This window comes from Bradyrhizobium jicamae, assembly GCF_001440395.1.
In the GTDB taxonomy this organism is placed as follows: Bacteria; Pseudomonadota; Alphaproteobacteria; order Rhizobiales; family Xanthobacteraceae; genus Bradyrhizobium; species Bradyrhizobium jicamae.
On the sequence record NZ_LLXZ01000076.1, the window covers coordinates 1 to 23236 of the forward strand.

General features: G+C 63.2%; 22 protein-coding genes and 1 pseudogene. 9 read left to right on the top strand and 14 right to left on the bottom strand.

Annotated elements, in window-relative coordinates; translation table 11 throughout:
* Positions 1 to 186, top strand: a pseudogene (locus CQ12_RS12060) (LysR family transcriptional regulator); the annotation flags it as partial.
* Between the two features lie 65 nt (positions 187 to 251).
* Positions 252 to 1775, top strand: coding sequence for a PAS domain-containing sensor histidine kinase (locus tag CQ12_RS12065; RefSeq protein WP_057835532.1), 1524 nt, complete (start codon positions 252 to 254; stop codon positions 1773 to 1775).
* A gap of 5 nt (positions 1776 to 1780) precedes the next feature.
* Here the strand turns inward: CQ12_RS12065 and CQ12_RS12070 are convergent, their stop codons facing one another.
* The 4 genes from CQ12_RS12070 to CQ12_RS12085 all read right to left on the bottom strand — a co-directional run bounded on the left by CQ12_RS12070 (position 1781) and on the right by CQ12_RS12085 (position 4894).
* Entirely contained in the window at positions 1781 to 2134 is a 354-nt protein-coding gene (locus CQ12_RS12070; RefSeq protein ID WP_057835533.1) for a hypothetical protein, read from the bottom strand.
* A gap of 76 nt (positions 2135 to 2210) precedes the next feature.
* Positions 2211 to 3647, bottom strand: a complete 1437-nt coding sequence (locus CQ12_RS12075) for a TIGR01777 family oxidoreductase (protein WP_057835534.1) — start codon at positions 3645 to 3647, stop codon at positions 2211 to 2213.
* Complete coding sequence (locus tag CQ12_RS12080; RefSeq protein ID WP_057835535.1) at positions 3644 to 4309, bottom strand: DUF4166 domain-containing protein; 666 nt, start codon at positions 4307 to 4309, stop codon at positions 3644 to 3646. Before CQ12_RS12080 ends, CQ12_RS12075 begins: the two co-directional genes overlap by 4 nt.
* 27 nt (positions 4310 to 4336) lie before the next feature.
* Positions 4337 to 4894 (bottom strand): GbsR/MarR family transcriptional regulator, encoded by a 558-nt coding sequence (locus CQ12_RS12085; protein ID WP_057835536.1) that lies wholly within the window; start codon positions 4892 to 4894, stop codon positions 4337 to 4339.
* Between the two features lie 262 nt (positions 4895 to 5156).
* Here CQ12_RS12085 and CQ12_RS12090 point away from each other — a divergent pair, with 262 nt between their 5' ends.
* Complete coding sequence (locus CQ12_RS12090; RefSeq protein WP_063799727.1) at positions 5157 to 7115, top strand: diguanylate cyclase; 1959 nt, start codon at positions 5157 to 5159, stop codon at positions 7113 to 7115.
* A gap of 50 nt (positions 7116 to 7165) precedes the next feature.
* On the opposite strand, the gene CQ12_RS12095 is transcribed toward CQ12_RS12090, so the two are convergent.
* The 5 genes from CQ12_RS12095 to CQ12_RS12115 form a co-directional block, all read right to left on the bottom strand.
* On the bottom strand, positions 7166 to 7603 hold the full coding sequence (locus CQ12_RS12095) for a nuclear transport factor 2 family protein (protein ID WP_245309872.1): 438 nt from the start codon (positions 7601 to 7603) through the stop codon (positions 7166 to 7168).
* Positions 7604 to 7667: 64 nt separating this feature from the next.
* Positions 7668 to 7967: an acylphosphatase gene (locus tag CQ12_RS12100; RefSeq protein ID WP_057835537.1), complete on the bottom strand. Its 300-nt coding sequence runs from the start codon at positions 7965 to 7967 to the stop codon at positions 7668 to 7670.
* On the bottom strand, positions 7964 to 8833 hold the full coding sequence (locus CQ12_RS12105; RefSeq protein ID WP_057835538.1) for an isocitrate lyase/PEP mutase family protein: 870 nt from the start codon (positions 8831 to 8833) through the stop codon (positions 7964 to 7966). Before CQ12_RS12105 ends, CQ12_RS12100 begins: the two co-directional genes overlap by 4 nt.
* A 135-nt stretch (positions 8834 to 8968) precedes the next feature.
* Positions 8969 to 10984: an acetyl-CoA carboxylase biotin carboxylase subunit gene (locus CQ12_RS12110; protein WP_057835539.1), complete on the bottom strand. Its 2016-nt coding sequence runs from the start codon at positions 10982 to 10984 to the stop codon at positions 8969 to 8971.
* A 137-nt stretch (positions 10985 to 11121) separates the two neighbouring features.
* Positions 11122 to 11331, bottom strand: coding sequence for a hypothetical protein (locus CQ12_RS12115; protein ID WP_057835540.1), 210 nt, complete (start codon positions 11329 to 11331; stop codon positions 11122 to 11124).
* Between the two features lie 111 nt (positions 11332 to 11442).
* On the opposite strand from CQ12_RS12115, the gene CQ12_RS42145 reads away from it, so the two are divergent.
* The 3 genes from CQ12_RS42145 to CQ12_RS12125 all read left to right on the top strand — a co-directional run bounded on the left by CQ12_RS42145 (position 11443) and on the right by CQ12_RS12125 (position 14977).
* Positions 11443 to 11619: an RNA polymerase sigma factor region1.1 domain-containing protein gene (locus CQ12_RS42145; protein ID WP_083519253.1), complete on the top strand. Its 177-nt coding sequence runs from the start codon at positions 11443 to 11445 to the stop codon at positions 11617 to 11619.
* Between the two features lie 77 nt (positions 11620 to 11696).
* A complete protein-coding gene (locus tag CQ12_RS12120) occupies positions 11697 to 12458 on the top strand; it encodes a thermonuclease family protein (protein WP_057835563.1) in 762 nt (253 codons plus the stop codon).
* A 56-nt stretch (positions 12459 to 12514) separates the two neighbouring features.
* The gene (locus CQ12_RS12125) at positions 12515 to 14977 is read left to right on the top strand and encodes a hybrid sensor histidine kinase/response regulator (RefSeq protein WP_057835541.1); all 2463 of its coding nucleotides are present in this window, start codon (positions 12515 to 12517) and stop codon (positions 14975 to 14977) included.
* A gap of 7 nt (positions 14978 to 14984) precedes the next feature.
* On the opposite strand, the gene CQ12_RS12130 is transcribed toward CQ12_RS12125, so the two are convergent.
* The gene (locus CQ12_RS12130; RefSeq protein WP_083519254.1) at positions 14985 to 17705 is read right to left on the bottom strand and encodes a bifunctional diguanylate cyclase/phosphodiesterase; all 2721 of its coding nucleotides are present in this window, start codon (positions 17703 to 17705) and stop codon (positions 14985 to 14987) included.
* A gap of 92 nt (positions 17706 to 17797) precedes the next feature.
* Positions 17798 to 18325 (bottom strand): hypothetical protein, encoded by a 528-nt coding sequence (locus CQ12_RS12135; protein ID WP_057835542.1) that lies wholly within the window; start codon positions 18323 to 18325, stop codon positions 17798 to 17800.
* A 293-nt stretch (positions 18326 to 18618) separates the two neighbouring features.
* Here CQ12_RS12135 and CQ12_RS12140 point away from each other — a divergent pair, with 293 nt between their 5' ends.
* Positions 18619 to 19179 (top strand): phosphatase PAP2 family protein, encoded by a 561-nt coding sequence (locus tag CQ12_RS12140; RefSeq protein ID WP_057835543.1) that lies wholly within the window; start codon positions 18619 to 18621, stop codon positions 19177 to 19179.
* 78 nt (positions 19180 to 19257) lie between these two features.
* On the opposite strand, the gene CQ12_RS12145 is transcribed toward CQ12_RS12140, so the two are convergent.
* Together CQ12_RS12145 and CQ12_RS12150 are read right to left on the bottom strand one after the other, a co-directional pair.
* Complete coding sequence (locus tag CQ12_RS12145; RefSeq protein ID WP_083519255.1) at positions 19258 to 19749, bottom strand: YciE/YciF ferroxidase family protein; 492 nt, start codon at positions 19747 to 19749, stop codon at positions 19258 to 19260.
* Positions 19750 to 19809: 60 nt separating this feature from the next.
* On the bottom strand, positions 19810 to 20259 hold the full coding sequence (locus CQ12_RS12150; RefSeq protein WP_057835565.1) for a PPC domain-containing DNA-binding protein: 450 nt from the start codon (positions 20257 to 20259) through the stop codon (positions 19810 to 19812).
* Positions 20260 to 20475: 216 nt separating this feature from the next.
* Between CQ12_RS12150 and CQ12_RS12155 the strand changes: the two genes are divergently transcribed.
* A complete protein-coding gene (locus CQ12_RS12155; RefSeq protein WP_057835545.1) occupies positions 20476 to 20826 on the top strand; it encodes a hypothetical protein in 351 nt (116 codons plus the stop codon).
* 89 nt (positions 20827 to 20915) lie between these two features.
* Here the strand turns inward: CQ12_RS12155 and CQ12_RS12160 are convergent, their stop codons facing one another.
* A complete protein-coding gene (locus CQ12_RS12160) occupies positions 20916 to 21179 on the bottom strand; it encodes a hypothetical protein (RefSeq protein WP_057835546.1) in 264 nt (87 codons plus the stop codon).
* Positions 21180 to 21379: 200 nt separating this feature from the next.
* On the opposite strand from CQ12_RS12160, the gene CQ12_RS12165 reads away from it, so the two are divergent.
* Positions 21380 to 23227: an alkaline phosphatase family protein gene (locus CQ12_RS12165; protein WP_057835547.1), complete on the top strand. Its 1848-nt coding sequence runs from the start codon at positions 21380 to 21382 to the stop codon at positions 23225 to 23227.
* The last annotated feature ends 9 nt before the right edge of the window (positions 23228 to 23236 follow it).

Below are 23236 nucleotides of genomic sequence, written 5' to 3' on the forward strand. Positions count from 1 at the left end.
CTGGCGCGGCGGATCGCACCGCCGGGCCTGATCGACATCGGGCCAGCCCAGGGCCTGCCGCGGCTCCCTTCCTCGAAGGTGATGCTGCATTCGAAGGTGAGCGATCCCGCCAAGCTCATGGCGTTGCGGACGCTGGCGGCGACGTTCAGGATCGTGGTCGCCTCACCGAACGTACCGTTTCGTTAAAAAGTCCGATTTTTCGGGAACCAATTGGTGTCTTGCGCGTTTGCGCCGATCAAACGGGCATTCGGATGTTCAAGAAAGATCAACAACAGGAAAGGGATCTCTTCGAATCCGAACGTAATTTCCGACTCCTGGTTGAGAACGTTGTCGACTACGCGCTCTACATGCTGGATCCGACCGGGATAGTGACGAGCTGGAACATCGGCGGCCAGCGGATCAAGGGTTACACGCCCCAGGAAATCATCGGGCAGCATTTCTCCCGCTTTTACACCGACGTCGACCGCGCCAACGGCAAGCCGCTGCGGGCCTTGCGTATCGCGCGCGAACAGGGCCGTTACGAGGAAGAAGGCTGGCGCGTGCGGAAAGATGGCACGTTCTTCTGGGCCAGCGTCATCATCGACCCCATCCACGAGGACGGCAGGCTGGTCGGTTTCGCCAAGATCACCCGGGACATTACCGAACGCCGCGACGCCCAGCTCAAGCTGGATCAGATGCACCAGCAGCTCGCGGAATCGCAGAAGCTCGATGCGCTCGGGCAACTGACGGGCGGCGTCGCTCACGATTTCAACAATCTCCTGATGATCGTCAGCGGCAATCTTCACACATTGAAGAAGGCCGTCGGCAGCGACCCCAAATGCCTGCGGGCGATATCGGCGATTGAAGGGGCGGCCAAACGCGGTGCCGCCCTCACCAGCCAGTTGCTGACATTCGCGCGACGGCAGAGCCTCAATCCGCAGGCCGTCGATGTCGCCGAGCGGATCGATACGATGCGCGAGGTGCTCGATAGCGGTGTCGGCAGCGCGGTGAAGCTGCAATTCGAAATCGCTCCCGGCGTCTGGCCGGTCATGGTCGACATTGCGGAATTCGAGACCGCAATGGTCAATCTCGTCATCAACGCGCGCGACGCCATGACCGGCGGCGGCGTCATCACGATATCGGCGGACAATGAACGGTCCGGCGGCGAGACCCTGGACGGTGAGTACGTTGCGATCTCGGTGGCGGACACCGGCACCGGCATCGCGCCCGACGTGCTGGGCAAGATCTTCGATCCCTTCTTCACCACCAAGCCGATCGGCAAGGGCACCGGTCTCGGACTATCGCAGGTTCACGGTTTTGCGCATCAGGCCGGCGGAACGGTCAGGGTCGTGAGTGAGCTTGGCAAGGGCACCAGGATCACCATCCTGCTGCCGCGAAAGGAAGAGGTCGTCGCGGCCGAGAACGTCGATGCGGTCGAAGCCGGCGGAAGCGGCATCGTGCTGCTGGTGGAGGACAATCCTGACGTCGCCGCCGTCAGCACCGGCCTGCTCGAACAGCTCGGCTACACCGTTCGCAGGGTGGCGAATGCCGAAGCGGCATTGCGCGAAATCGAGCTCGACGGAATAGACCTGGTGTTCTCCGACATCGTCATGCCCGGCAAAATGGACGGCCTCGGCCTCGCCCGCCACCTGAAGGCGGTCAGGCCCAGGCTGCCGATCCTCCTGACCAGCGGCTATAGCGACGCTGCGCTGAACGTGCGCGGCGACTTTCCGATCCTGCGAAAGCCCTACGAAATCCACGACCTCAGCCAGGCGATCGCGAAGCTGCCGCGGTGACGGCGCTAGCCCGGCTCCTGCCGGCCGGCGTACCTTCCGGCGACGAACCAATACGTCAAACCAGCCGCCAATCCGGCCACGGCGAAGAGCCAGGCCAATTCCGTAAACGATCGAAACAGGATGAACTGGCTAACGGTACCGATCGTCGCGCCTCCGCAGCAAAAAAACGCCAGAGAGCGTATGCGAAATTTTCTGCTCAGCCATATCGTCAGGGCAGCCGGAATTCCGCTGAGGACCATCGTGAATACGAATACGATCGGCACGACAAACAGAAATCCGAAAGCGCTAATTCCCATGGGCCTCGTCGAACCGTCACCGGAGAGGGTCCACGCCAGGATCAACAGGAGCAAGTAGATCACTGCGGTGGCTGCACAGCATCCGGCTAGCCAACCCCCGAGCGCCCGATGACAATCGGTTGCGCACATGTCGCCCTCCTCACAAGATCGCCTCGAACGCGCTGCGCAGCGTTTCGTGCCGGAACACAAAGCCGTTGCTGAGCGCCTTGTTCGGCAGCACGCGCTGGCCGCCCAACAGCAATTCATTGGCGAAATCGCCGCCGACCCGGCGCAGCAGCGCGTCGGGAATGCGGAAGAATGCGGGACGACGCAGCCTTCGGCCGAGTTCTTCGGTGAATTTCAGATTCGTAACGGGGATCGGCGCCGTCGCATTGACCGGCCCGGAAATTTCCGGACGCGACATCACATGCGTGATCAGGCGGATCAGGTCGTCGCGCTCGATCCACGACATCCACTGCCGGCCCGAGCCGAGCGGCCCGCCGAGGCCGAACTCGAACGGCGTCAGCATCCGCGTGATGAAGCCGCCATCAGTTCCGATCACGAGGCCGATCCGCAAACATACCACGCGCACGCCATGCGCCTCCGCCGGACGCGCCGCGTTCTCCCAGGCGTCGCAGAGTTCATGGCTGAAGCAGGCATGCGACTTGGCGGACTCGGTCAGCACCTGGTCCTGCCACAGCCCGTACCAGCCGATCGCGGAGCCCGAGACCAGCACGGCCGGCTTGCGCTCGAGCCGCGCGATCAGGCTGACGACATCGCCGGTCATGTTGATGCGGGAATCCAGAATCCTGCGGCGCTTGGCTTCGGTCCACAGCCCGTTGCCGATCGGCTCGCCCGCAAGATTGACGATCGTATCGATACGGGCATCGGCCGGGAGTTGATCGAGGCTGGTGATCAACGTGATCGGCGGCGGCAGCATCTCGGCCTTCGCCGGGTTGCGCACCAGCGCGATGACCTGATGCCCCGCCCCCGTCAGGCCGGCGACCAGGCGGCTGCCGATGAAGCCGGTGGCGCCGGTGACCAGCACGGTCTGCCGCGCGGGCAGTTTTTCGACCAGGCTTGCCGCGGGCGCCACCGTCATGCGCGAAAGGCGCTTTGACGCTGAGAAATCGCGCAGGCCGCACAGTGCGGCGCCAACGGCCGCGGCCGCCGCGATCAGGCTGAGCCAGCCCGTGTAGGCCAATTCGATTCCGGTCGGCTGCATCGCCCAGGAGATCAGGACCGGCAGCAGCAGCACCAGAATGGCGCCGTAGTTGATCGCGAGCAGCGTGTGATTGATGCGTTCGCTGGCGGGCAATTTCCGGCTCATGTCCTCCTCGACGAAGTCCATCAGCGTGATGACGATCTCGGCGACCAGCACCGCAATGATCAGCATGGCAAAAACGCCGTGCACCTCCAGCCAGCCCAGGACCAGGAACAAGAGCGCATAAAACATGTTGCGCACGGCATGGAGCTGCAGTTCGTAGCGCTGCGAGGGACGCCATGCCAGCCGCTCGGTCAGTTCGTGGTGATAGAACGTGTCGAACACGCCCATCACGACCTGAATGGCAATCAGGATCCAGAGCAGCGACGTCATGATGCGGCCTCCATGAACACGGCAGACTGACGAATGAGCTTGCCGAAGCGCGGATGAACGATCTCGAGCGTGAAGCGGAACGTGCCGCCGCCGAGATCGGAATGGGTCACGGTGAGATCGCCGGGCGTGAGCCAGGGCGGCAGCGGCACCCTCAACGGCCCAATCTGCAGGGAATAGCCGACGCTGCGAAACACCAGCGCTTCGTGCTCGACCGATATCAGCAGCGCCATGCTGACGCCGTAGCCGACATATTCTTCGAGGCCGGTTGGACCGGCGAACCGTTTCGCCGAATGAATGACCTGCGGAAAGCCGTTGCTGCGCGCGCACATGCGGGTCCAGATCTGCCCGCCGCTCGCCGCATCCTCGGTCACCGCCACGACCATCGGGACGCCGGTCTCGGCGCCGGTTGGCAACGGCCCGCCGATCACGCGCGCGAGCTGCGCCAGCCACCAGCCGGTGCGGCTAAAGCTCGCCTCCTCCACCGTTCCGACATAGACGACGGTCTCGCCGTCGGCGAAGCGCTTGGAAAAGCGCCGCCAGATCGCCAGCGGCAGACGGCCCCATTCCTCGTCGGGCAACAGATTGTGGAAGCGGCGGTCGTCGAGCAGGATGGTGTTTGAGGCCGGCGTTGCGGGAAACCTTGGTATTCTTGTCGACGCCATTGCACACTCCTGCCTGCCCCTCTGCCCCTACTTCGATTTCCCCACCGGCAAGAAGCTGACGATCTTCTCGCCAAGCTTGATCAGCGCGACCAGCCGCGGCCGCGGCACATGCAGCATCTGCGTGTACCAGCGGTCGACCAGTTCGGTGAAAGCCAGCATCTCCTTCAGCCGTTTGGCCGCGACCGGGCTGATGGTCGGATCATCGGCCGCGTCGGAGACGCAGGCGCGCAGCGCATCGACGGCGGGATCGATCTCGCGCTCCTTGCGGCCGGCGGCGATCCGCGCCGCCACTTCCCAGATGTCGGTTTCGGCCTCGAAATGATCGCGGCGGTCGCCGAGGATCGGCACGCGGCGGATCAGATTCCAGGCCAGCAGCTCCTTGATCGAATTGGAGACGTTGGAACGCGCCATGCCGAGCGTCTCGGCGATGTCCTCCGCCGTCATCGGCGCCTCGGCGAGGTACAGCAGGCCGTGGATCTGGCTGACGGAGCGGTTGACGCCCCACTCGTCCCCCATGTCACCCCAGTGCAGGATGAACCGTTCGACGACGGCGGGGAGTTTCTTCTTGTCGGTTGTTTCTGTCATGACAGAAATATCTGATGGAACTGTCCCGATGTCAAGGGCGCTCGCGCCCGACATTTGCGGTTCAGGCTCCCGCCCCGCGGCTATCCCTCCTCCCTCATCGCCAAGGCTCGCCCGATCGGGTTCCCGCGATGGAACCCGAATGAAATGCTGGGTTCCATTTTTTCCCGAGCCCGTCCGTTAACCCTTTGGCACCGGTCACACCTTAGATTCCTTCCTCGCGCGTCACCGGCAACGAGATCAGGCGCGGTCATCAAGGCACGGAATGCCCCATCGAAATCCCCCAGACCCGGGCGGGCCACTGCGGCGGGTAACGTCGACGTCCCTGGTCATCATCTTTGCGCTGGTCATGACCGCCTGCGTGCTCGGCGTCATGGTCTGGAAGGCGCTCGACGCCAAGAAGGCGGCGCTGGCGAGCGGCAGCTCCGACATTCAAAACCTCGCCCATTCGCTTTCGGAGCATGCCGCGCACACCCTCCAGGCGGTCGATATCGCGATGGCGGGAATGGTGGACCTGCTGAAATACCGCGACCCCGAGCCTGACAGGTTCAACCGGTACCTGGCCGAAACGGCGAAGACGCTGCCCCAATTGCGTGGGATCGGCGTCTCCGATGCCAGCGGCAACTGGACCTACTCGTCGTTGGCGGAGATGCCGCGCCATACTATCTCGGATCGCAACTATTTCGCCTACCATCGCGATACACCGGACAACGCGCTTCGGATCAGCGAGCTGCTGCAATCCCGTGTCGACGATCAATCCTCCATGATCGTTGTCTCGAAACGTATCACCAAGCTCGACGGCAGCTTCGGCGGGGTCGTCGCCGCAGCGATCGACAAGGATTATTTCAACGGCTTCTACCGGACATTCCAACTCGGCCCGGACGGCGGCATCAGCCTGATACGGCGTGATGGTACGCTCCTGATACGCTGGCCGCTGGCGGACAAGAGCACGAACCTTTCCAAGACCGACCTGTTCGCAAAGCATCTCAAGCTGAGCTCGGTCGGATACTACAAGATCATCTCGCCGTTCGACGGCGTCGTGAAGCACCTCGGCTATGAGGAGACGCCGAACTATCCGATGGTGGTCACCGTCGCCATGTCGGAAGACTGGCTGCTTGCGGAATGGTGGAAGACCTTGCGCACCGACGTCATCGTCGCCGGCGTGCTCCTGTGCATGATCCTGATGCTGGCGGCGCTGCTGGCGCTGCAGTTCCGCTTCCGAAGCAAGACCGAGCGCGCGCTGCGCGAACGCGAGGCACATTATCGGCTGCTGGCCAACAACATCGCCGATATCATCATCCTGATCGATTCCCGCAGCATGCTGCGTTATGTCTCCCAGTCCGTCGAGCCGGTGCTCGGGCTGCGCGCCAGGGATCTGGTCGGAAGATCATGCTTCGATCTGGTCCACGCCGAGGATCGGGAAAGCGTCATGCAGGCCACCACGCGGCTTGGCGATGTCGGCAGCGTCAGCACGGTCGTGTTCCGGCACTATCGCGGCGACGGAACGCTGGCCTGGGTCGAAAGCAAATTCAAGCTGGCGACGGAGACCAGCGACGCCACCGGCAAGGAATTCCTGTGCGTCATCCGCGACGTCACCGAGCGCAAGCGGATGGAAGACGAGCTGACGCAGCTCAACCACCGTCTCACCCAGCTCGCCGCGACCGACGGGCTCACCGGACTGACCAACCGCCGCACGCTCGACAGTTTCCTGCGACGCGAATACGAAGCCTGTGAAGAAATTTCGGTGCTGCTGTTCGATATCGACAATTTCAAGGGTTATAACGACACCTACGGACACCAGGCCGGCGACCGCTGCCTGCAGGCGGTTGCGAAAGCCATCGGCAATGCGACCGCCAATACGTCGGGCTTGTCCGCACGCTATGGCGGCGAGGAATTCGCCGTCGTGCTGCCGAACACCTCGGAGGACGAGGCCTTGAAGGTCGCCGAATCCATCCGGCTGACGATCCGGGCGCTGGGCATTCCCAACACTGCCTCGAGCCGCGGATACGTCACCATCAGCGCCGGCGTCGCCGCCAGAACCCGCTCGACGCTCGACGAGGCCGCGCTGGTCGGAGAAGCCGACACCGCGCTCTACGAGGCCAAGCGTCTCGGCCGCAACCGCAGCATGGTGTATTCCTCGCTCGACCTGCAATATGTCGAAAGCGCCTCCATTCAGCACGACGGCGAGGTCGCGCCGCGCGAACGGACGCATTGGCAGGCGTAACTGCTATTGCTGAATGTCCGCCTTTGCTGGACGCGATGGCCGCCACCGGACTACTCCACGATTTTCCAATAAGAGTCCTTGCGGATCACCTTCCCGTTGCGAAACGTGTAGAAGTCACAACCTCGGACCTCCTTTCTCGTGCCCTCGCGGGTGGTGCCTGTGAGAGTCCATTTCGAGATGCCAGTCTCGGCGGTCGAATCTACAAAATGCTCCTCGTTGCCGTAGTGGACGTCAGGCAGGCCTTCGAAGCGTGTTGCCAGCGCTTCTCTTACGCTCCGTTTGCCCTCGAAACGGCTCCCCCAAGGCTTGCCTCCCCTCGGCATCTCCAGGACGCAATCGTCAGAAAAAAATCCCATGATGCGATCAAGATCGTGCTCGTTGAAGGCATCACATAGATCCGTCAGCAGCGATCGAATGTGCATCGGCCGTCTCCGCCCAGTCGGATAGCTGATATTTGCTCCTGCGCGCTTGATGTCCGAGTAGGCCATCGGCGACCGGCTCGGTCAAGGTCGAAGGCTCGGAGAGCGGCCCTGATTCAAACAGCTACCGACGTTATACTGTCGGCAGCACCGAAAACCGCTCCGCCGTCCGCCGCTGCTTCAGCATGTCCGGAGTGCCGGACTCGTCCTGTACCGCGTCGACGCGTGCGGAGTATGGGCCACGCCGACAGGCGGCGATCATGTCAGTGACGACGTCGGCCGGCCCGGCGAACACAGCTTCCACGCTGCCGTCGCGGCGATTGCGCACCCAGCCCTCGAGGCCGCGCGCGGTCACCTCATCCTCCACCCATGCGCGATAACCGACGCCCTGCACGCGGCCTTTGACCGTGACATGGCGGATCGTCCCGCTCATGACTTCTGCGGCCCCAGAAACGCGGCGCTACGTTCCTTTGTGTCGGCCTCGCGCATGGCACGGCCGGTCAGTTCGGACGACGCCAGACCCTTCAAGCTCTTCGGCGAAACTCCCTCGCGCAGCGCCTTCAGCGTTTCATAGACGGCTTGGGTGGCGGCGGCGAATGGGGCGTGGCCCTGCAGCGCGATCCGGACGCGCTGACCGGTGAGATAATCCAGTGCGGTCATCTCCTCGGGCGCGCCGCCGAGCACGATCGGCAGCTTCGTTGCGGCCGAAATGGCTTCCAGCTCGGCGCGGTTCTTGATGCCGGTGAAGAACAGCGCGTCGACGCCGGTGGCTTCATACGCTCGAGCGCGCGCGATGGCGTCGTCAAGGCCGGTGATGGATGCGGCGCCGGTGCGTCCCATGACGACCAGCGAGGAATCGCTGCGTCCGTCGAGCGCGGCTTTCATCTTGCCGACGCCCTCCTCCAGCGGGATCAGTTGCGTTGCGGCCTGCCCGAACGCCTGCGGCAGCAGCGTATCCTCGATGGTCAGGCCGGCAGCGCCCGCGGCTTCGAGTTCCTGCACGGTGCGGCGGACATTGAGCGCGTTGCCATAGCCGTGATCGGCATCGACCAGCACCGGCAATGCCGCTGCGCGCGACATCCGACGCATCTGTTCGGCCAGCTCCGTCAACGTGATCAGCGCGATATCGGGATCGCCGAGCACGGCCAGCGAGGCCACCGAGCCGCCGAACATGCCGAGCTCGAAACCTAAGTCTTCGGCAATACGGATCGAGGTCGCGTCATAGACCGACCCCGGCCGAATGCAGGTGGGGCCGTTGAGGATGGAACGCAATCTCTCGCGACGCTGACGGAAAGCCATCACAAAGCTCCTCATTCGTCATTGCCTGCGACAAACGCGAAGCGTTTGTGCAAGGGAGCGCGGCGACGAAGCAATCCATACTTTCTTTGCCGCGCCATGGATTGCTTCGCTGCGCTCGCAATGACGGGGTCGGGTCTACGCAAACTCCAGGATCAACGCATCCACCGCCAGCGTGGCACCGGCCGCGGCGTGTATCTTCTTCACCGTGCCGTCGCGCTCGGCGCGCAGCACGTTCTGCATCTTCATCGCCTCGACCACGGCCAGCGTTTCGCCGGACTTGACCTCCTGCCCTTCGGAGACCGCAATCGACACCACGAGCCCGGGCATCGGGCACAGCAGCTTCTTGCCGGTATCGGCTGCCGACGTCACCGGCATCAGCCGCGCGGCGGCGGCCTCGCTTTCGGTGAACACCTGGACCGCAACCTCAAAACCCTGATGCGCCAGGCGGAAGCCGTTTGGAATTGGACGCACCTGCATCGCCACGAAATGGCCGTCGATGGTGCCCTGCCAGACCGGCTCGCCCGGCGTCCAGGCCGAGACCAGATTGTGCGGATTGCCAGGCAGAGCGTCAGTGCCGATGAAGCGCACCGCGATGCCGTCGGCCTCGCGCGCGACGTCGAGCGCGATCTCGTCGCGGTCGAGCCACACCGCGCGGCGGCGCTCGCGCTGCACCAGCCGGCCGGTCAACTGGCCGGAGATCCGCCGCTTGCGCTCGCCGAGCACATGATCGATCGCAGCTCCCACGGCGGCGAGCCGCCGGGCGATCTCGCCTTCCGGCGGGCGCGCCGAAAAGCCCTTCGGAAACTCCTCCGCGATGAAGCCGGTGGAGAGCTTGCCCTCGCGCCAGCGCGGATGGTTCATCAGTGCCGACAGGAACGGAATATTGTGCCTGATGCCGTCGACGTAGAAGGCGTCGAGCGCGGTGGCCTGCGCCTCGATGGCGGCGGCCCGCGACGGCGCGTGCGTGACGAGTTTTGCGATCATCGGATCGTAATGGATCGAGATCTCGCCGCCTTCCTGCACGCCGGTGTCGTTGCGGATGGTGACGCCGTCCTGGCTCGCTTCCGCCGGCGGCCGGTATTTTACCAGACGGCCGATCGAGGGCAGGAAGTTACGGAACGGGTCCTCGGCATAGACACGCGATTCCACCGCCCATCCGGTCAGCAGGACATCCTTCTGCGCAATCGAAAGCTTCTCGCCGGCGGCAACCCGGATCATCTGCTCGACGAGGTCGATACCCGTGATCAGTTCGGTGACGGGATGCTCGACCTGCAGACGGGTATTCATCTCCAGGAAGTAGAAACTCTTGTCCTGGCCGGCGACGAACTCGACGGTGCCGGCGGAATCGTAGTTCACCGCCTTCGCCAGCGCGACCGCTTGCTCGCCCATCTTGCGGCGGGTGGTCTCGTCGAGCAGCGGCGACGGCGCCTCCTCGATGACCTTCTGGTTGCGGCGCTGGATCGAGCATTCGCGCTCGCCGAGATAGATCACGTTGCCATGCTTGTCGCCGATCACCTGGATTTCGATATGGCGGGGGTCGACGATGAATTTCTCGATGAAGACGCGATCGTCGCCGAACGAGGATTTCGCTTCGGCCTTGGCGAGGTTGAAGCCTTCCGCGACTTCCCCCTTCGAATGTGCGATCCGCATGCCCTTGCCGCCGCCGCCGGCGGAGGCCTTGATCATCACGGGATAGCCGATCTCGTCGGCGATCTTCACCGCCTGCTTGTCGTCCTCGATGACGCCGAGATGGCCGGGCACCGTGGAGACCTTGGCCTTGGCCGCGGCCTTCTTGGATTCGATCTTGTCGCCCATCGCGGCGATCGCGCCGGGATTGGGTCCGATGAAGACGATCCCGGCCTTCTCCAGCGCGCGCGGAAACGCTTCGCGCTCGGACAGGAAGCCATAGCCGGGATGCACCGCCTGCGCGCCGGTCTTGCGGCAGGCATCGACAATCCTGTCGATCAAAAGATAGCTCTCGGCGGCGGCCGGCGGGCCGATCAGCACCGCCTCATCGGCCATTTCGACGTGGAGCGCATCGCGGTCGGCCTCGGAATATACCGCGACCGTCTCGATCCCCATTCGGCGCGCAGTCTTGATGACCCGGCAGGCGATCTCGCCGCGATTTGCGATCAGAATTCTCTTGAACATGTTCTTCTTGCTTGAGCTTTGGGCAGGATCCTCCCCCGCATTGGGACATGCGGGACGCGGGTAACCCACCCGTCGTACAGCAAAAATCGATGGAGGCAACGGTCTCGTATCGGATGGCCGCCCTGCCCGGCCGCCACTCACCCGGAATAGGAATTGAAGCGGCCCCGCGCATAGGCATGGGATACCGCCTTCATCAGCTCGCCGACCTCGGATTCCAGATATTCATTGGCCAGGATCAGCGCGCGGATCGTCGCCCGCATATCGCCGCCGCAGGCCGAAATGGCCTGATCCACCGCCGATTCAAGCTCGTCGCGCTCTTCGGATTTCGGCTGTGAAGAGAACGACATGAGACATATTCCGTGTTTGGGAGAATGCTCATGTTCTTATTTTGTTCTCACGGAGTCAACAGGTCTTCTGCTGCCCTTTAGTAGGAGCACCTATTTCAGGAGAGCGATCACATGGGCTTATCGACAATGATCAAAAGAGCGATCGAGATCGGCGAGCGGCAGGGCTTCATCACCTTCGACCAAATAGACGAACTCGTGCCGTCATCTGCCCACAGGCTTGAGCCCGAGGTCATAGAAACTCTCTTCGAGGCCTTGAGCGACCATGGAATAGACGTCAGAGAGGCATAGGCCGCGATGCTTGGTCCCTTGATGCTGACATGTGCTAGAAGACACCGGCTGGTTGGAATTGATTTGAAATGAAACAGATGCGGTCACGTTTTTTTCTGGTTGCAGCGTTGCTGTCGATCGTCCTTCCGGCGAGTCAGAGTTCGGCCGCCACCGCCATCGTCCGGGATGGCAGCACGCTTCAGCTCGGCAACGTTACCTTCCGCCTCGACGGCATCGATGTTCCGAGCGTTGACCAGTTCTGCATCGACGAACGCGCCGATAACTGGACCTGCGGTATCGAGGCACGCGATCAATTGACCAAATTGATCGGCGGCAAGCAGGTCCGCTGCGACGATCTGGGTCCCGATCCCACCTACAAGAAACGGCGCATCGGCGTGTGCAAGGTCGAGGGAGAGACGACAAGTCTCAGCCAGTTGCTGGTCCGCAACGGCTTTGCCTTGAATGTCGAGGCGTCCGCCAGCGGGCGCTTCAAGCCGGACGAAGCCCGAGCCAGGGACGACCGCCAAGGTCTCTGGAAAGGCTGCTTCGTCGCGCCACGCGAGTTCCGCGCCGGGAAGACGGACGGCGCCCTGCTCGGCGCCTCGTGCCGCGCCGACCGCGACCGCGAAATCCGAGATGTCCTGTTCCCCGAGGAACTCGTGATGCCGGCAGGCTGCAATATCAAGGGCAAGCATGCTGTTCGCGCACGCATCACCGGGAATGAAGGCATCTACCACCTCCAGGGATGCCGCTCCTATCCGGGATTGAAACCGGATCGCTGGTTCTGTTCCGAGGAACAGGCGCAGGCCGACGGGTTCCGCCGGGCCTACAACTGCCGGTCACCATCGAAAGGCAAATGAAGCTGGAAAGTTTGCCGCGTCCTGTGTGAAAGTGCCGGCAGAGGTTGCCGGCCCGCATGACTCCTTCCGACAGCACAAACGTCTGGCCTGAAGCTGCCGCCGCCGAACGCCTGCGGCAACATCTGCAGGAAATTGCCAGCGAGCGCGACAAGGCGCATCGCGCGCTGCAGGAGCGCGAGGCGGAGCTCGCGCGGATCCAGCGCATCGCCGGCGTCGGCGGTCTCGAAATCGATTTCCGTGACGGCGTCAAGAACCGCCGCTCTCCCGAGTATCTGCTGGTTCACGGCCTGCCGCCGGAGGCTGCCAACGAGACCTATGAGGAATGGGTCAGCCGGATCCATCCCGAGGATCGCGAGCGCACAGTCCAGCATCTGTTCGGCATACTGAAGAGCGGGAGCGAGGATTATTCCGCCGAATACCGGATCGTGCGGCCGAACGACGGCGAGACCCGCTGGATCCGTGTCGTTGCCAAGATCGAGCGCGAGGCTGACGGCCGCGCGCTGCGCCTGGTCGGCGCCGACTGCGACGTCACCCCTCAGATGCTGGCGCAGGCTACCTTGCGCGAAAGCGAGGAGCGCTTCCGTCTCATCGCCGACAGCGCGCCGGTGCCGATCTGGGTTACCAAGCTCGACCGCACGCGCTCCTTCGCCAACCAGGCCTATCTCGATTTCCTCGGCCTGCCGTTCGAGGAAGCCATCGTATTCGATTGGCGCAAGCGGCTGCATCCGGACGACCAGTCACGCATCGTGCAGGAATCGATCGCGGGCGAGGCCTCGCTGAAACCGTTCGTGCTGGAGGCGCGCTATCAGCGCGCCGACGGCGAATGGCGGTGGCTGCGGTCGGAATCTCAACCGCGCTGGGATCCGACCGGCCAGCACAATGGCTTCATCGGCGTCGCTCATGACATCACCGCAGCGAAGCAGGCCGAACACGATCTGCGCGGGTTGAACGAAATCCTCGAACTGCGGATCACCGAACGAACTGCGCAGCTCGAATCAAGCGAAGCCCAGATGCGGGCGATCTTCGAGACCAGCCATCAATATCAGGCGCTGCTCAACCAGCATGGCGACGTGCTCTATGCCAACCGGACGGCGCTTGCCGGCATCCGCGCTGGGGCCAGCGCCGTGGTCGGCCAGCCGTTCTGGGACACGCCGTGGTTTGCCGAGACTTCCGGCATGCGCGACGCCGTGCACCACGCCTTCATCGCCGTGATGCGCGGTGAAGAGATCAAGATCGAGATGCTGCTGCATTTGCCGGTCGGCGACCGCTATTTCGATTTTGCGATGCGCCCGCTGCATGACCGCCACGGCATCGTGATTGGCGCAGTGCCGGAGGCCATCGACGTTACCGAGCGCCGCCAGGGCGAGGAAGCGCTGCGCCAGTCGCAGAAGATGGAAGCGGTCGGACAATTGACCGGCGGTGTGGCGCACGATTTCAACAATCTCCTGACCATCATCCGCTCCGCAACCGATTTCCTGCGCCGCCGCGAGCTGCCGGAGGAGCGGCGCCGCCGCTACATCGACGCGATTGGCGAGACGGTAGAGCGCGCCTCCAAGCTGACCGGACAATTGCTGGCCTTCGCCCGCCGACAGCCCTTGAAGCCGCAGGTCTTCAATGTCGGTACCCAGATCGAGTCCGTGGCACAATTGATCCGCCCCCTCGTCGGCGCCCGCATCAGGATCGACGTCGAGATCGCCAACCTCAACTGCTTCGCGATCGCCGATATCGCCCAGTTCGAAACGGCGCTGATGAACCTCGCCGTCAACAGCCGCGATGCCATGAACAGCGAGGGCCAGCTCGTCATCCGCGTCCGCAAGGTAGACGCCATTCCGCCGCTGCGTGCCCAGCCCGCTCGCAACGGCGATTTCGTCGCAATCACCGTGACCGATACCGGCTGCGGTATCGCACCCGAATTGCTAGAGACGATCTTCGAGCCGTTCTTCACCACCAAGGAAGTCGGCAAGGGCACGGGGCTCGGCCTCAGCCAGGCGTTCGGCTTTGCCAAGCAATCCGACGGCGACATCGCGGTCGCGAGCGAGCCCGGCCACGGCGCGACGTTCACGATTTACCTGCCGCAGGCCGCGATACCGGCCGACGCCGTTATCGCTGCCGCAACCGGCAGCGAGCCCGCAACCCGCGGCCGCGGCTACCGCGTGCTTGTGGTCGAGGACAATGACGACGTCGGACAATTTTCCACCGAACTCCTGGAAGATCTCGGCTACACCGTCCGCCGCGTCGCCAGCGCGGATGCCGCGCTCGCGATCCTCGCCGAGGACGAGTTTTCCGCCGATCTGGTATTTTCAGACGTCATCATGCCCGGCATGAACGGCGTCGAGCTCGCCGGCATCATACGGGAACGCTATCCCGGCCTGCCTGTGGTCCTGACCAGCGGCTACAGCAACGTGCTGGCGGAAAACGCCCACCGCGGCTTCGAACTGATCCAGAAGCCCTATTCGGTGGAGTTGCTGTCGCGGATCCTCCGGAAGGCGATTTCCGAGGCGCGGCCGCAGCCGGCCTGAAGCAGTCTTACGCCGCGACCTCGACGCCGGCTTTCCCCGACGCCAGCAGCGCGCGGATTTCCTGTGCTGGACGCGCCCCGCTGAACAGGTAGCCCTGCATCTGGGTGCAGCCGAGATTCTGCACGGTCTCGCGTTGCTGCAGCGTCTCGACGCCTTCGGCGGTCGTGATCATGTTGCGGTCGGCAGCGATGCTGACCACCGCGCGGATGATCGAGGCCGACGAGGAATTGCGCGTCACTTCCTTGACGAAGGAGCGGTCGATCTTGATCTTGTCGAACGGAAAGCGCTGCAGATATTGCAGCGAGGAATAACCGGTGCCGAAATCGTCCAGCGCGATGTGAATGCCGAGCGCGCGGAGCTGGTTCAGCGTCACCAGCGCAGCGTCGTCGTCCGCGATCAGGACGGCTTCCGTGATCTCCAGCTCCAGCCGGCGCGGGTCGAGCCCGCTTTCGTTGAGAGCTGCGGCAACCTTCAGCGACAGCGTTTCCGAACGGAACTGGATCGGCGAGACGTTGACGGCGACGCGGACATGCGACGGCCAGGTCGCAGCTTCCGCGCAGGCGGTACGCAACACCCACTGCCCGATCTCCTCGATCAGTCCGGTTTCCTCGGCGACGGGCACGAAGTCGGCGGGCGAAACCATGCCGCGCACCTGATGCCGCCAGCGCAGCAATGCCTCGCAGCCGTTCACGACGTCGCTGCGCAGGTCGACCTGCGGCTGGTAGTGCAGCTCGAAACCGCCCTCCGCCAGCGCCGCACGCAAATCGGCCTCCAGCTCGCGGCGATGATTGGCCTGCTGCTCCATTTCGGGGTCGAAGAAGCGATAGGTCCGCCGGCCGGCCGCCTTTGCCGCATACATCGCAAGATCGGCGTTCTTCAGAAGATAGAACAGGTCCGAGCCATCGCGCGGCGCAATCGCAATACCGATGCTCGCATCGCTGGAAAGTCGATGGCCGTGACAATCGAAGGGGGTGCGCAGCGCCTGATAGATCCGTGCGACCAGCGCGTGAACGTCCTCGGCGCTCTCGATGCCGTCCTGCAGGATGGCGAATTCATCGCCGCCAAGACGGGCGATGAAATCTTCGGCGCCGACCGACTGCCGCAGCCGCTCCGCCACGCCCTTCAGGAACTCGTCGCCGATCAAATGTCCCAGCGTGTCGTTGATGCGTTTGAACTCGTCGATATCGATATAGAGGATCGCGAACTTGCGTCCCTCGGCTTCCAGCAACAATCCCTCCGCATGGCGCTGGAACAGCGTCCGGTTCGGCAGATTGGTCAGCGCATCGTAGTGGGCGAGATGCTCGATCCTGGCCTGGACGCGCCGCCCTTCGGTGACGTCTTCCATCGTCGTGGCCCAGCCGCCGTCCGGCGAGCGCTTGAAGATCAGCCGGATCGTACGCCCGTCGGGCGTCGAGGTCACGGTGTCCTGGACGAGGCTGCCATTGGGATCGAGGAAGCGGGCGCAATAGGCGTCGACGTCGCCGATGAAGGAGCCGCGTTCCTGGCGATGCTGGATCAGGTCGCGCAGATGACAGCCGGGTTTAACGATCTCCGGCGACAGCCCGAACATGTCGATATAGCGCCGGTTGCAGATCACCAGGCGACCGGAGGAATCGAACAGCAGCAGGCCCTGCGTCATGTTGTTGATGGCGGTGTCGAGATGCTGGCTCTTTTCCGAGAGCTTGTGCTGCGCGGCGGCATGCTGGCGGCGAAGCTGGCGCACGATCAGGAAGAGCATGACGATGACGACGACGATCGCGAGGCTGGCTGCACAGAACTGCAGCCTGGTCTGCGCTCGCCAGTCCGCCAGCGCGGCCTCGGTCCTTGTGGTCGCCACGATCAGGATGGGAAAGTGCATCAGCGACTTCACCGCGCCGACCTTGTTTTCCGGCAGCCTTTCGCTGGTGAAGCGCCCGGATATATTGCCGTCCCCCGCCAGCGCGCGTTGAAACGCCTCGGAGCCGGCAACGTTGTAGCCGACCAGGTTGTCATCCTTGGGATAGCGGGCAATGATGGTGCCGTTGCGGTGAATCATCGAGATCGCGGTATCGCCGTTGAGCTCCAGCGATCCGACAAAGGCGTCAAAATGCGAAGGCTCGACGCCACGGCTGGCAATCCCGATGACCTCGCCGTTGCGGCCGACGAGCTTGCGTACAAACAGCGTGGTCCAGTTCTTCGTGACCTTGCTGACGACCGGCTCCACGATCACATCGGGCGTTGGCCGCCCCGACGCGATATCCTTGAAGTATTGCCGTTCCGCGATGCTGAGATCCGGTACCGGCCACATCTCAGAGGAGTTGATCAGCCATCCCTTGGCGTTCCACAGATTCAGCGCGCCGACATGCGGCAGCGCCGCCAGCTTGGAGCGCAGCATCTCGTGCGCGCTCAAGCTCGACATTCTCTGTTCGAATTCGTCCGCGGTATCGATCCCGTCGGCGTGCATGCCGGCGATGACGTCCTCGTGCACGTGCTGGAGATCGCTAAGCTGCTGGTCGAAATGCCGCGACAGCAACAGCGCGCTGTTGCTGAGTTCGCGCTCGGCGGCTTCCAGCGCCCGCTCCCGGTACTGCATGGCGAAATAGCCGGTGCCGAGCGTGATCGCGAGCACGATGCCTGCGGCACTGATGATCAGCCACTGAATCGCACCCAGCCTGATCCGCCACGGCGTGCGGATATCAAACTGCGGCCGGCTCTCCGCGATGACGTCTTCCGATGAATTGCTCAGCATTCTCGCCGCCCCCACAAGCGCTTGTTGTAGGGAACACAACCCAAAAGGGCGTTAGCAAAATGAGTTATCGCAAGGTTAAGGCGGCCGCGGACTCAGGCGCTTTCCGCCATCTCGGCTTCCTTGAGGCTGCACTCGATCAGCGCCCCATCGATCGTGAATTCCGAGAACGGCGAAAGTTCGGTCGCGGCCTGCAGCGGCGCGAAGAACTGCGCATCTCCGGGGCTCTTCAGGAAGAAGCGAATGTGGCTGGCGGTCATCGTATCGCGCGACAGCCACACGATGCCGGAGAACAGCGCGACCATCATCTGGGCGTATTGGCCGGCGTTGGCGATCCCCAGATCGTAGATCGGCGACACCACGATGAAGCGCGCACGCAGGATGGGACCCGGAAACTTGCTCATCATCAGGCGGCTGACCTGGCAGGCCGCATGGATCCGTTCGCCGTCGGAAAGGCAGTAGAGGTTGGGGTTGTCGCCATCCTTGGTCAGGGCGTCATAGGCAGAGAAGTTTCCCGTCGAAAAGGTCGAAAAGTCCTCGCCGACGCTTTCGGCGTCTTTCTTCCACTGGCCCTTGATCGCTCGCCAGGACCTATCCGGCTCTTTCATCGGCAGCAGGCGCATGGCTTAACCAGGGGTTAATGCAGAAGCTGATGCCGGCATTTTACGGGCGGCGACTAAACGTTTGCTTACGTTGGCGCCGCCCGCGCAAATAATTGTAAGCGCTCGCCAATCGGCTACTTCAGCGGGTATTTATTTGTGGCGCTCTCTGCGCGACATGATCAGGAACGATCCGACACAATGAGGGTTTTTCCGTATCGGCGTTTCCTCCCCGCGACGTCGAACTTGTAGCCCCGCCGAACATCCCGTGGACGGGGGTTGGCGGGGCTTTTTTTCCGAGGCGGCGCAGGCGTACGATGGCGCTTTTCCGGGTCCAACCAACCCAAACCGACGTCGAAATCGCGGACGCGATTTCCAGGCACACCAATCCCAGACTGGAGACGGCCACCCAGATCCTCAGCTGGGGAGCGGACGAACATGTTCTTTGCGCGCTCGCCGCCGGCTGGTGGCTCTATTGCCTCGGCGGCAGCGCGCGGGCGCGGCACGATAGCAGCCATGTATTGCTGACGACGTTGGCGGCGACGATTCTGCCGCATGTCCTGAAGAGCATCTTCGATCAGGAACGCCCGGATCGCCGCATGCTGCGCGCGCATCTGCACGGCGTGCCGTATTCCGGAAAGCCCCGCGACGCCTTTCCTTCCGGCCACGCGGTTCATGTCGGCGCATTGGCTTCGGCCGCTTCCGTGCTGCCGACAGGCAAACGCGGCCTGGTCTGGTCGATCGGCGCGGGGCTGGTTGTGACGCGGATTATACTGCTCGCCCATTGGACCAGCGACGTCGTCGCCGGACTCGCGATCGGCGCAGCCATCGAGCGGCTACTCAGGCGATGGACAGGATATGGCGCATCGGGCCGATAGCGATACCGCCATGGCGCGCCGCCAGTAGCGGTGCTCCGTGTCGCATAGCCGGGAGCACCGCTCACCGCCGGATCACGCTCAGGCGGCAGCTTCGTAATTGACGGCGGTTTCCGCAATCTTGGTCAGGGTCTCGTCGGTCTTCTTTTCCTCGGCGAGCGTCTGGTCGATCAGCTTCACGGCCTGCGGATTGTTGAGCTTGGTCGCCCACGCCTTCAGCGTGCCGTAGCGGGAAATCTCGTAATGCTCGACTGCCTGCGCGGCGGCCAGCAGGCCGGCGTCCAGCGCTGGTGTGTCGGCGTACTCCTCCATGATCTCCTTGCCCTCGTCGATGAGGCCCTCGATGGCATCGCACTTCTTGCCGCGTGCCGCCTTGCCGAGGATTTCGAATATCTTCTCCAGACGCTCGACCTGCCCCTCGGTCTCCTCGTGGTGCTTCTCGAATGCGGCCCGCAGCTTGTCCGAATTGGCGGCCTTCGCCATTTTCGGCAGCGCCTTCAGGATCTGCTTTTCGGCGTAATAGATGTCCTTGAGCGTATCGAGAAACAATTCGTTGAGATCCTTGTCAGCCATGACTTCCTCCATTGATGATGCGCTGACAATCCTGGATCGCGTGAAATGGTTCCTAAAGCGTCAGCCGCTGGCCGCAAGGTCGATCAGCGCAATCCCGAGATCGGCTCTCTTCCGACGTCGAAGGGTCGCCGGCACCTCGGTCAGGATTACTTCGAGCGTAGGCCTCACCGTGCCCGCCAGGAGATGACCGCCGCGCGTGGAGCCGTCGGCGAGCCCCAGCACGACATGGACATGGAGGCTGGGCTCGCCGTCGTCGCCGTCAGCGACATCTCCGAGGGCGCTCAGGACCTCGCACTGCTCACCGACTTCAATCTTGCGGTAGCTTTTCGAGGCGATGTCGAACCATCCGACCGTCGCTCGTTCGAAGGCGCCGATCGCCGTCAGCGACGCCGCCGAAATTCCCGCTTGCCTGACGAACCGGGTGAGCGCGGCAAAGGCCTCCTCGCCCGTGTCCAGAATGACGACGTGAACCTGCGCCTTATCGTCGGCGGCGATACGCTTGCTTTTCATGGGGACCTCGCTCGGTTTGTCCCGATCAATCGGCATGGCCTGACATCGTTCCCGGAGCAATCGAGGCTCTGGCGCCCTCGCAGCTCCAAGCGACACCGATCGCGGAACATCTTGGGGAACTGAAACCTCACATCCGTTTGAAATGGAGCGATCACGATACCGGAACGGTGACGGATGCCGGTCGTTGGCCCGATGTCACCACAACGGAGAAGACTGATGAACTTGAAGTTCCTGACAGCAGCCGCAGTTCTGACCACAGTGATCGCGGCACCTGCGCTGGCGCAGGACCGTCATGGAAGATCGGACTCGACCCGTTCGCCGCAAACGCAGCAGCGGATGTATCACAATCACAGCGGCTTCTGGCCCGGTGAAGTAGCCGCGGGCGTGGTCGGCGGCGCCATCGGCACGGCCGGTGCGATTGCGACCGCGCCATTCCGTAACGACGTCTACGCCTATAATGACGGCTACTACGGGCGGCGCTACTACGGCGGCTACAACAATGGATTCGTCTGTCAGCCCGGAACGGTGTTCCTGGGTGAGGACGGCCGCCGCCACATCTGTCAGTAAACAATAGCGGACGTACTCTAACTGGAGGCGGCCCTCAGGCCGCCTCCCTTTCGTTTCTCGATAGCACGACGGGGCGTCTGAAGAGATCTTCAGACCTTTTTCCCGGGCGGATCACCGCCCCGATCGACCCTGCTCACGCGTTGGGCGCGCTCCTTGTCGCGGGGCTGTTCCTGCCCGCGCTCGTCGCGCACGATGCCTTGATCCTTTCTCTTGTCCTTTTCCTTGGCAGCCGGTTCGGGCTCGGTCGCTTCGCGCTGCTGATCCTTGCCTTCCTGGACCAGCAGCTCATCGCCGAGCATTTGCCCGATGATCTGTTTTGTCTGAGTCTCGGCTCTCTCGTGAAATTTGCTCATGGCAGCCTCCTGCTCATGAAAACGGCGTCAGGCCGCAATGTTTCCGCCTGCCCGTTCGCAGGAACTGCAACCTTGCCACCCTTGAGCCCGGTTCCATCAGATGCAACAATCCTGTTGCAGAGAAAAATTACACGAGGGCTACGGCCAAGCGCCGTGAGTTCGGTCCGGACCTTTGGGGACGAATTTTGGGGGAGAAGCTGATGCGCCGCACAATCCTGTTGCTGTCCACCGGCCTGATGATGCTGACCGCAACCGCCGCGTCGGCACAGAACGCCACGCCCCGCAACCTGATCCTGTTCGTGCCGGATGGCCTGCGCGGGCGCATCGTGACGTCGCAGACCGCGCCTGCAATGGCCGAGCTGCGCGACAAGGGCGTCAACTTCAAGAACTCGCATTCGCTGTTTCCGACCTTCACCATGGCGAACGGATCGGCAATGGCGAGCGGCCATTATCTCGGCGACACCGGTACCTTCAGCAACACGATCTATACCGCCCGGCCCATCGCCCACTCCAACAACACGGTGACACCGTTCCTTGAGGTCAATCCCGTCCTGCTCGAGGTCGACGAGCATTTCGGCGGCGACTATCTGAACGAAGATACGCTTCTGAAGATGGCGCGCGCGAAGGGCTACAGCACCGCGGCCATCGGCAAGCACGGCCCGACCTTCATCTTCGACCATACCGACAAGGTCGGCACAGCCGGGCTGCATTCCATCATCATCGACGACGCCACCGGCGGCAAGAACGGCGTCCCGCTGTCGGACGAGATGAAGGAGGCGCTGACGAAAGCGGGCCTGCCGCTGGAGACGCCGCCGCGCGGCGAGAACAGCAAGGCCGGCGACGCCAGGACGCCGGGCACCACGAGCGCCAATGTCGTGCAACAGGCCTACATGGCCGACGTCGCCACCAAGGTCGTGCTGCCGATGTTCAAGGCGCGCAACAAGCCGTTCGTGCTGGTGTACTGGTCGCGCGACCCCGACGGTAGCCAGCACAACACCGGCGACAGCCTCAACAGCATCACGCCCGGCATCAACGGACCGACCTCGATGGCCGGCATCAGGAACGCCGACAACAACCTCTCCCAGCTCCGCAAGGCGCTGGACGAGCTCGGCCTCGCCGCGAACACCAACATCATCGTCTCCTCCGACCATGGCTTCTCGACGATCTCGAAGGAGAGCAAGACCAGTCCCGCGGCGAAGATCTCCTACGAAGACACGCCGAAAGATTTTCTCCCCATGGGCTTCGTCGCCATCGATCTGGCGAAAGCGTTGAACCTGCCGCTGTTCGACCCCAACGACAAGAACGCGCGCGTCGGCGACAATGCCCATCCCCGGGCCGGCAATGGATTGCTGGGCAAGGACCCCGCGAAACCCGACGTCGTGGTCGCGACCAATGGCGGATCCGATCTGATCTATATCCCGTCCAAGGAACGCAAGCTGGCGGACCGCGTCATCAAGGCGCTGCTGGAGCAGGACTACGTCAGCGGCCTCTTTGTCGATGACGAGCTCGGAAATTTCGCCGGCACGCTGCCGATGTCGCAGCTCGGCCTCAAGGGCAAGGCGGTAGTGCCGCATCCGTCGATCGTGGTCAACTTCCGCTCGTGGTCGTCAGGATGCGACGAGCCGACCAACTGTTCGGTGCAGATTGCCGACACCGTGCTGCGCCAGGGCCAGGGCATGCATGGCAGTTTCAGCCGTGGCGATACCTTGAACTTCATGGCGGCGATCGGACCCGACTTCAAATCGGGCTATGTCGATCCCCTCCCCGTCAGCAACGCCGACGTCGGCGCCACCGCGGCGAAGTTGCTGGGATTGACGCAAAAGGCCAAGGGCAGACTGATCGGCCGCGTCATGACCGAGGCGATGCCGAACGGCGCAACGCCGAAAGCCTATGCCGGTACCGTAACATCAAAGCCGGCCAACGGCCTGCGCACCGTGCTGAACTTCCAGCGCGTCGGCTCGCAGCGCTATTTCGACGCCGCGGGTTTTCCGGGCCGGACGCTGGGATTGGAAGTGGAAGGCGGAAAGCAGAAGACGGCCGGGAAATAGTCGCAAGCC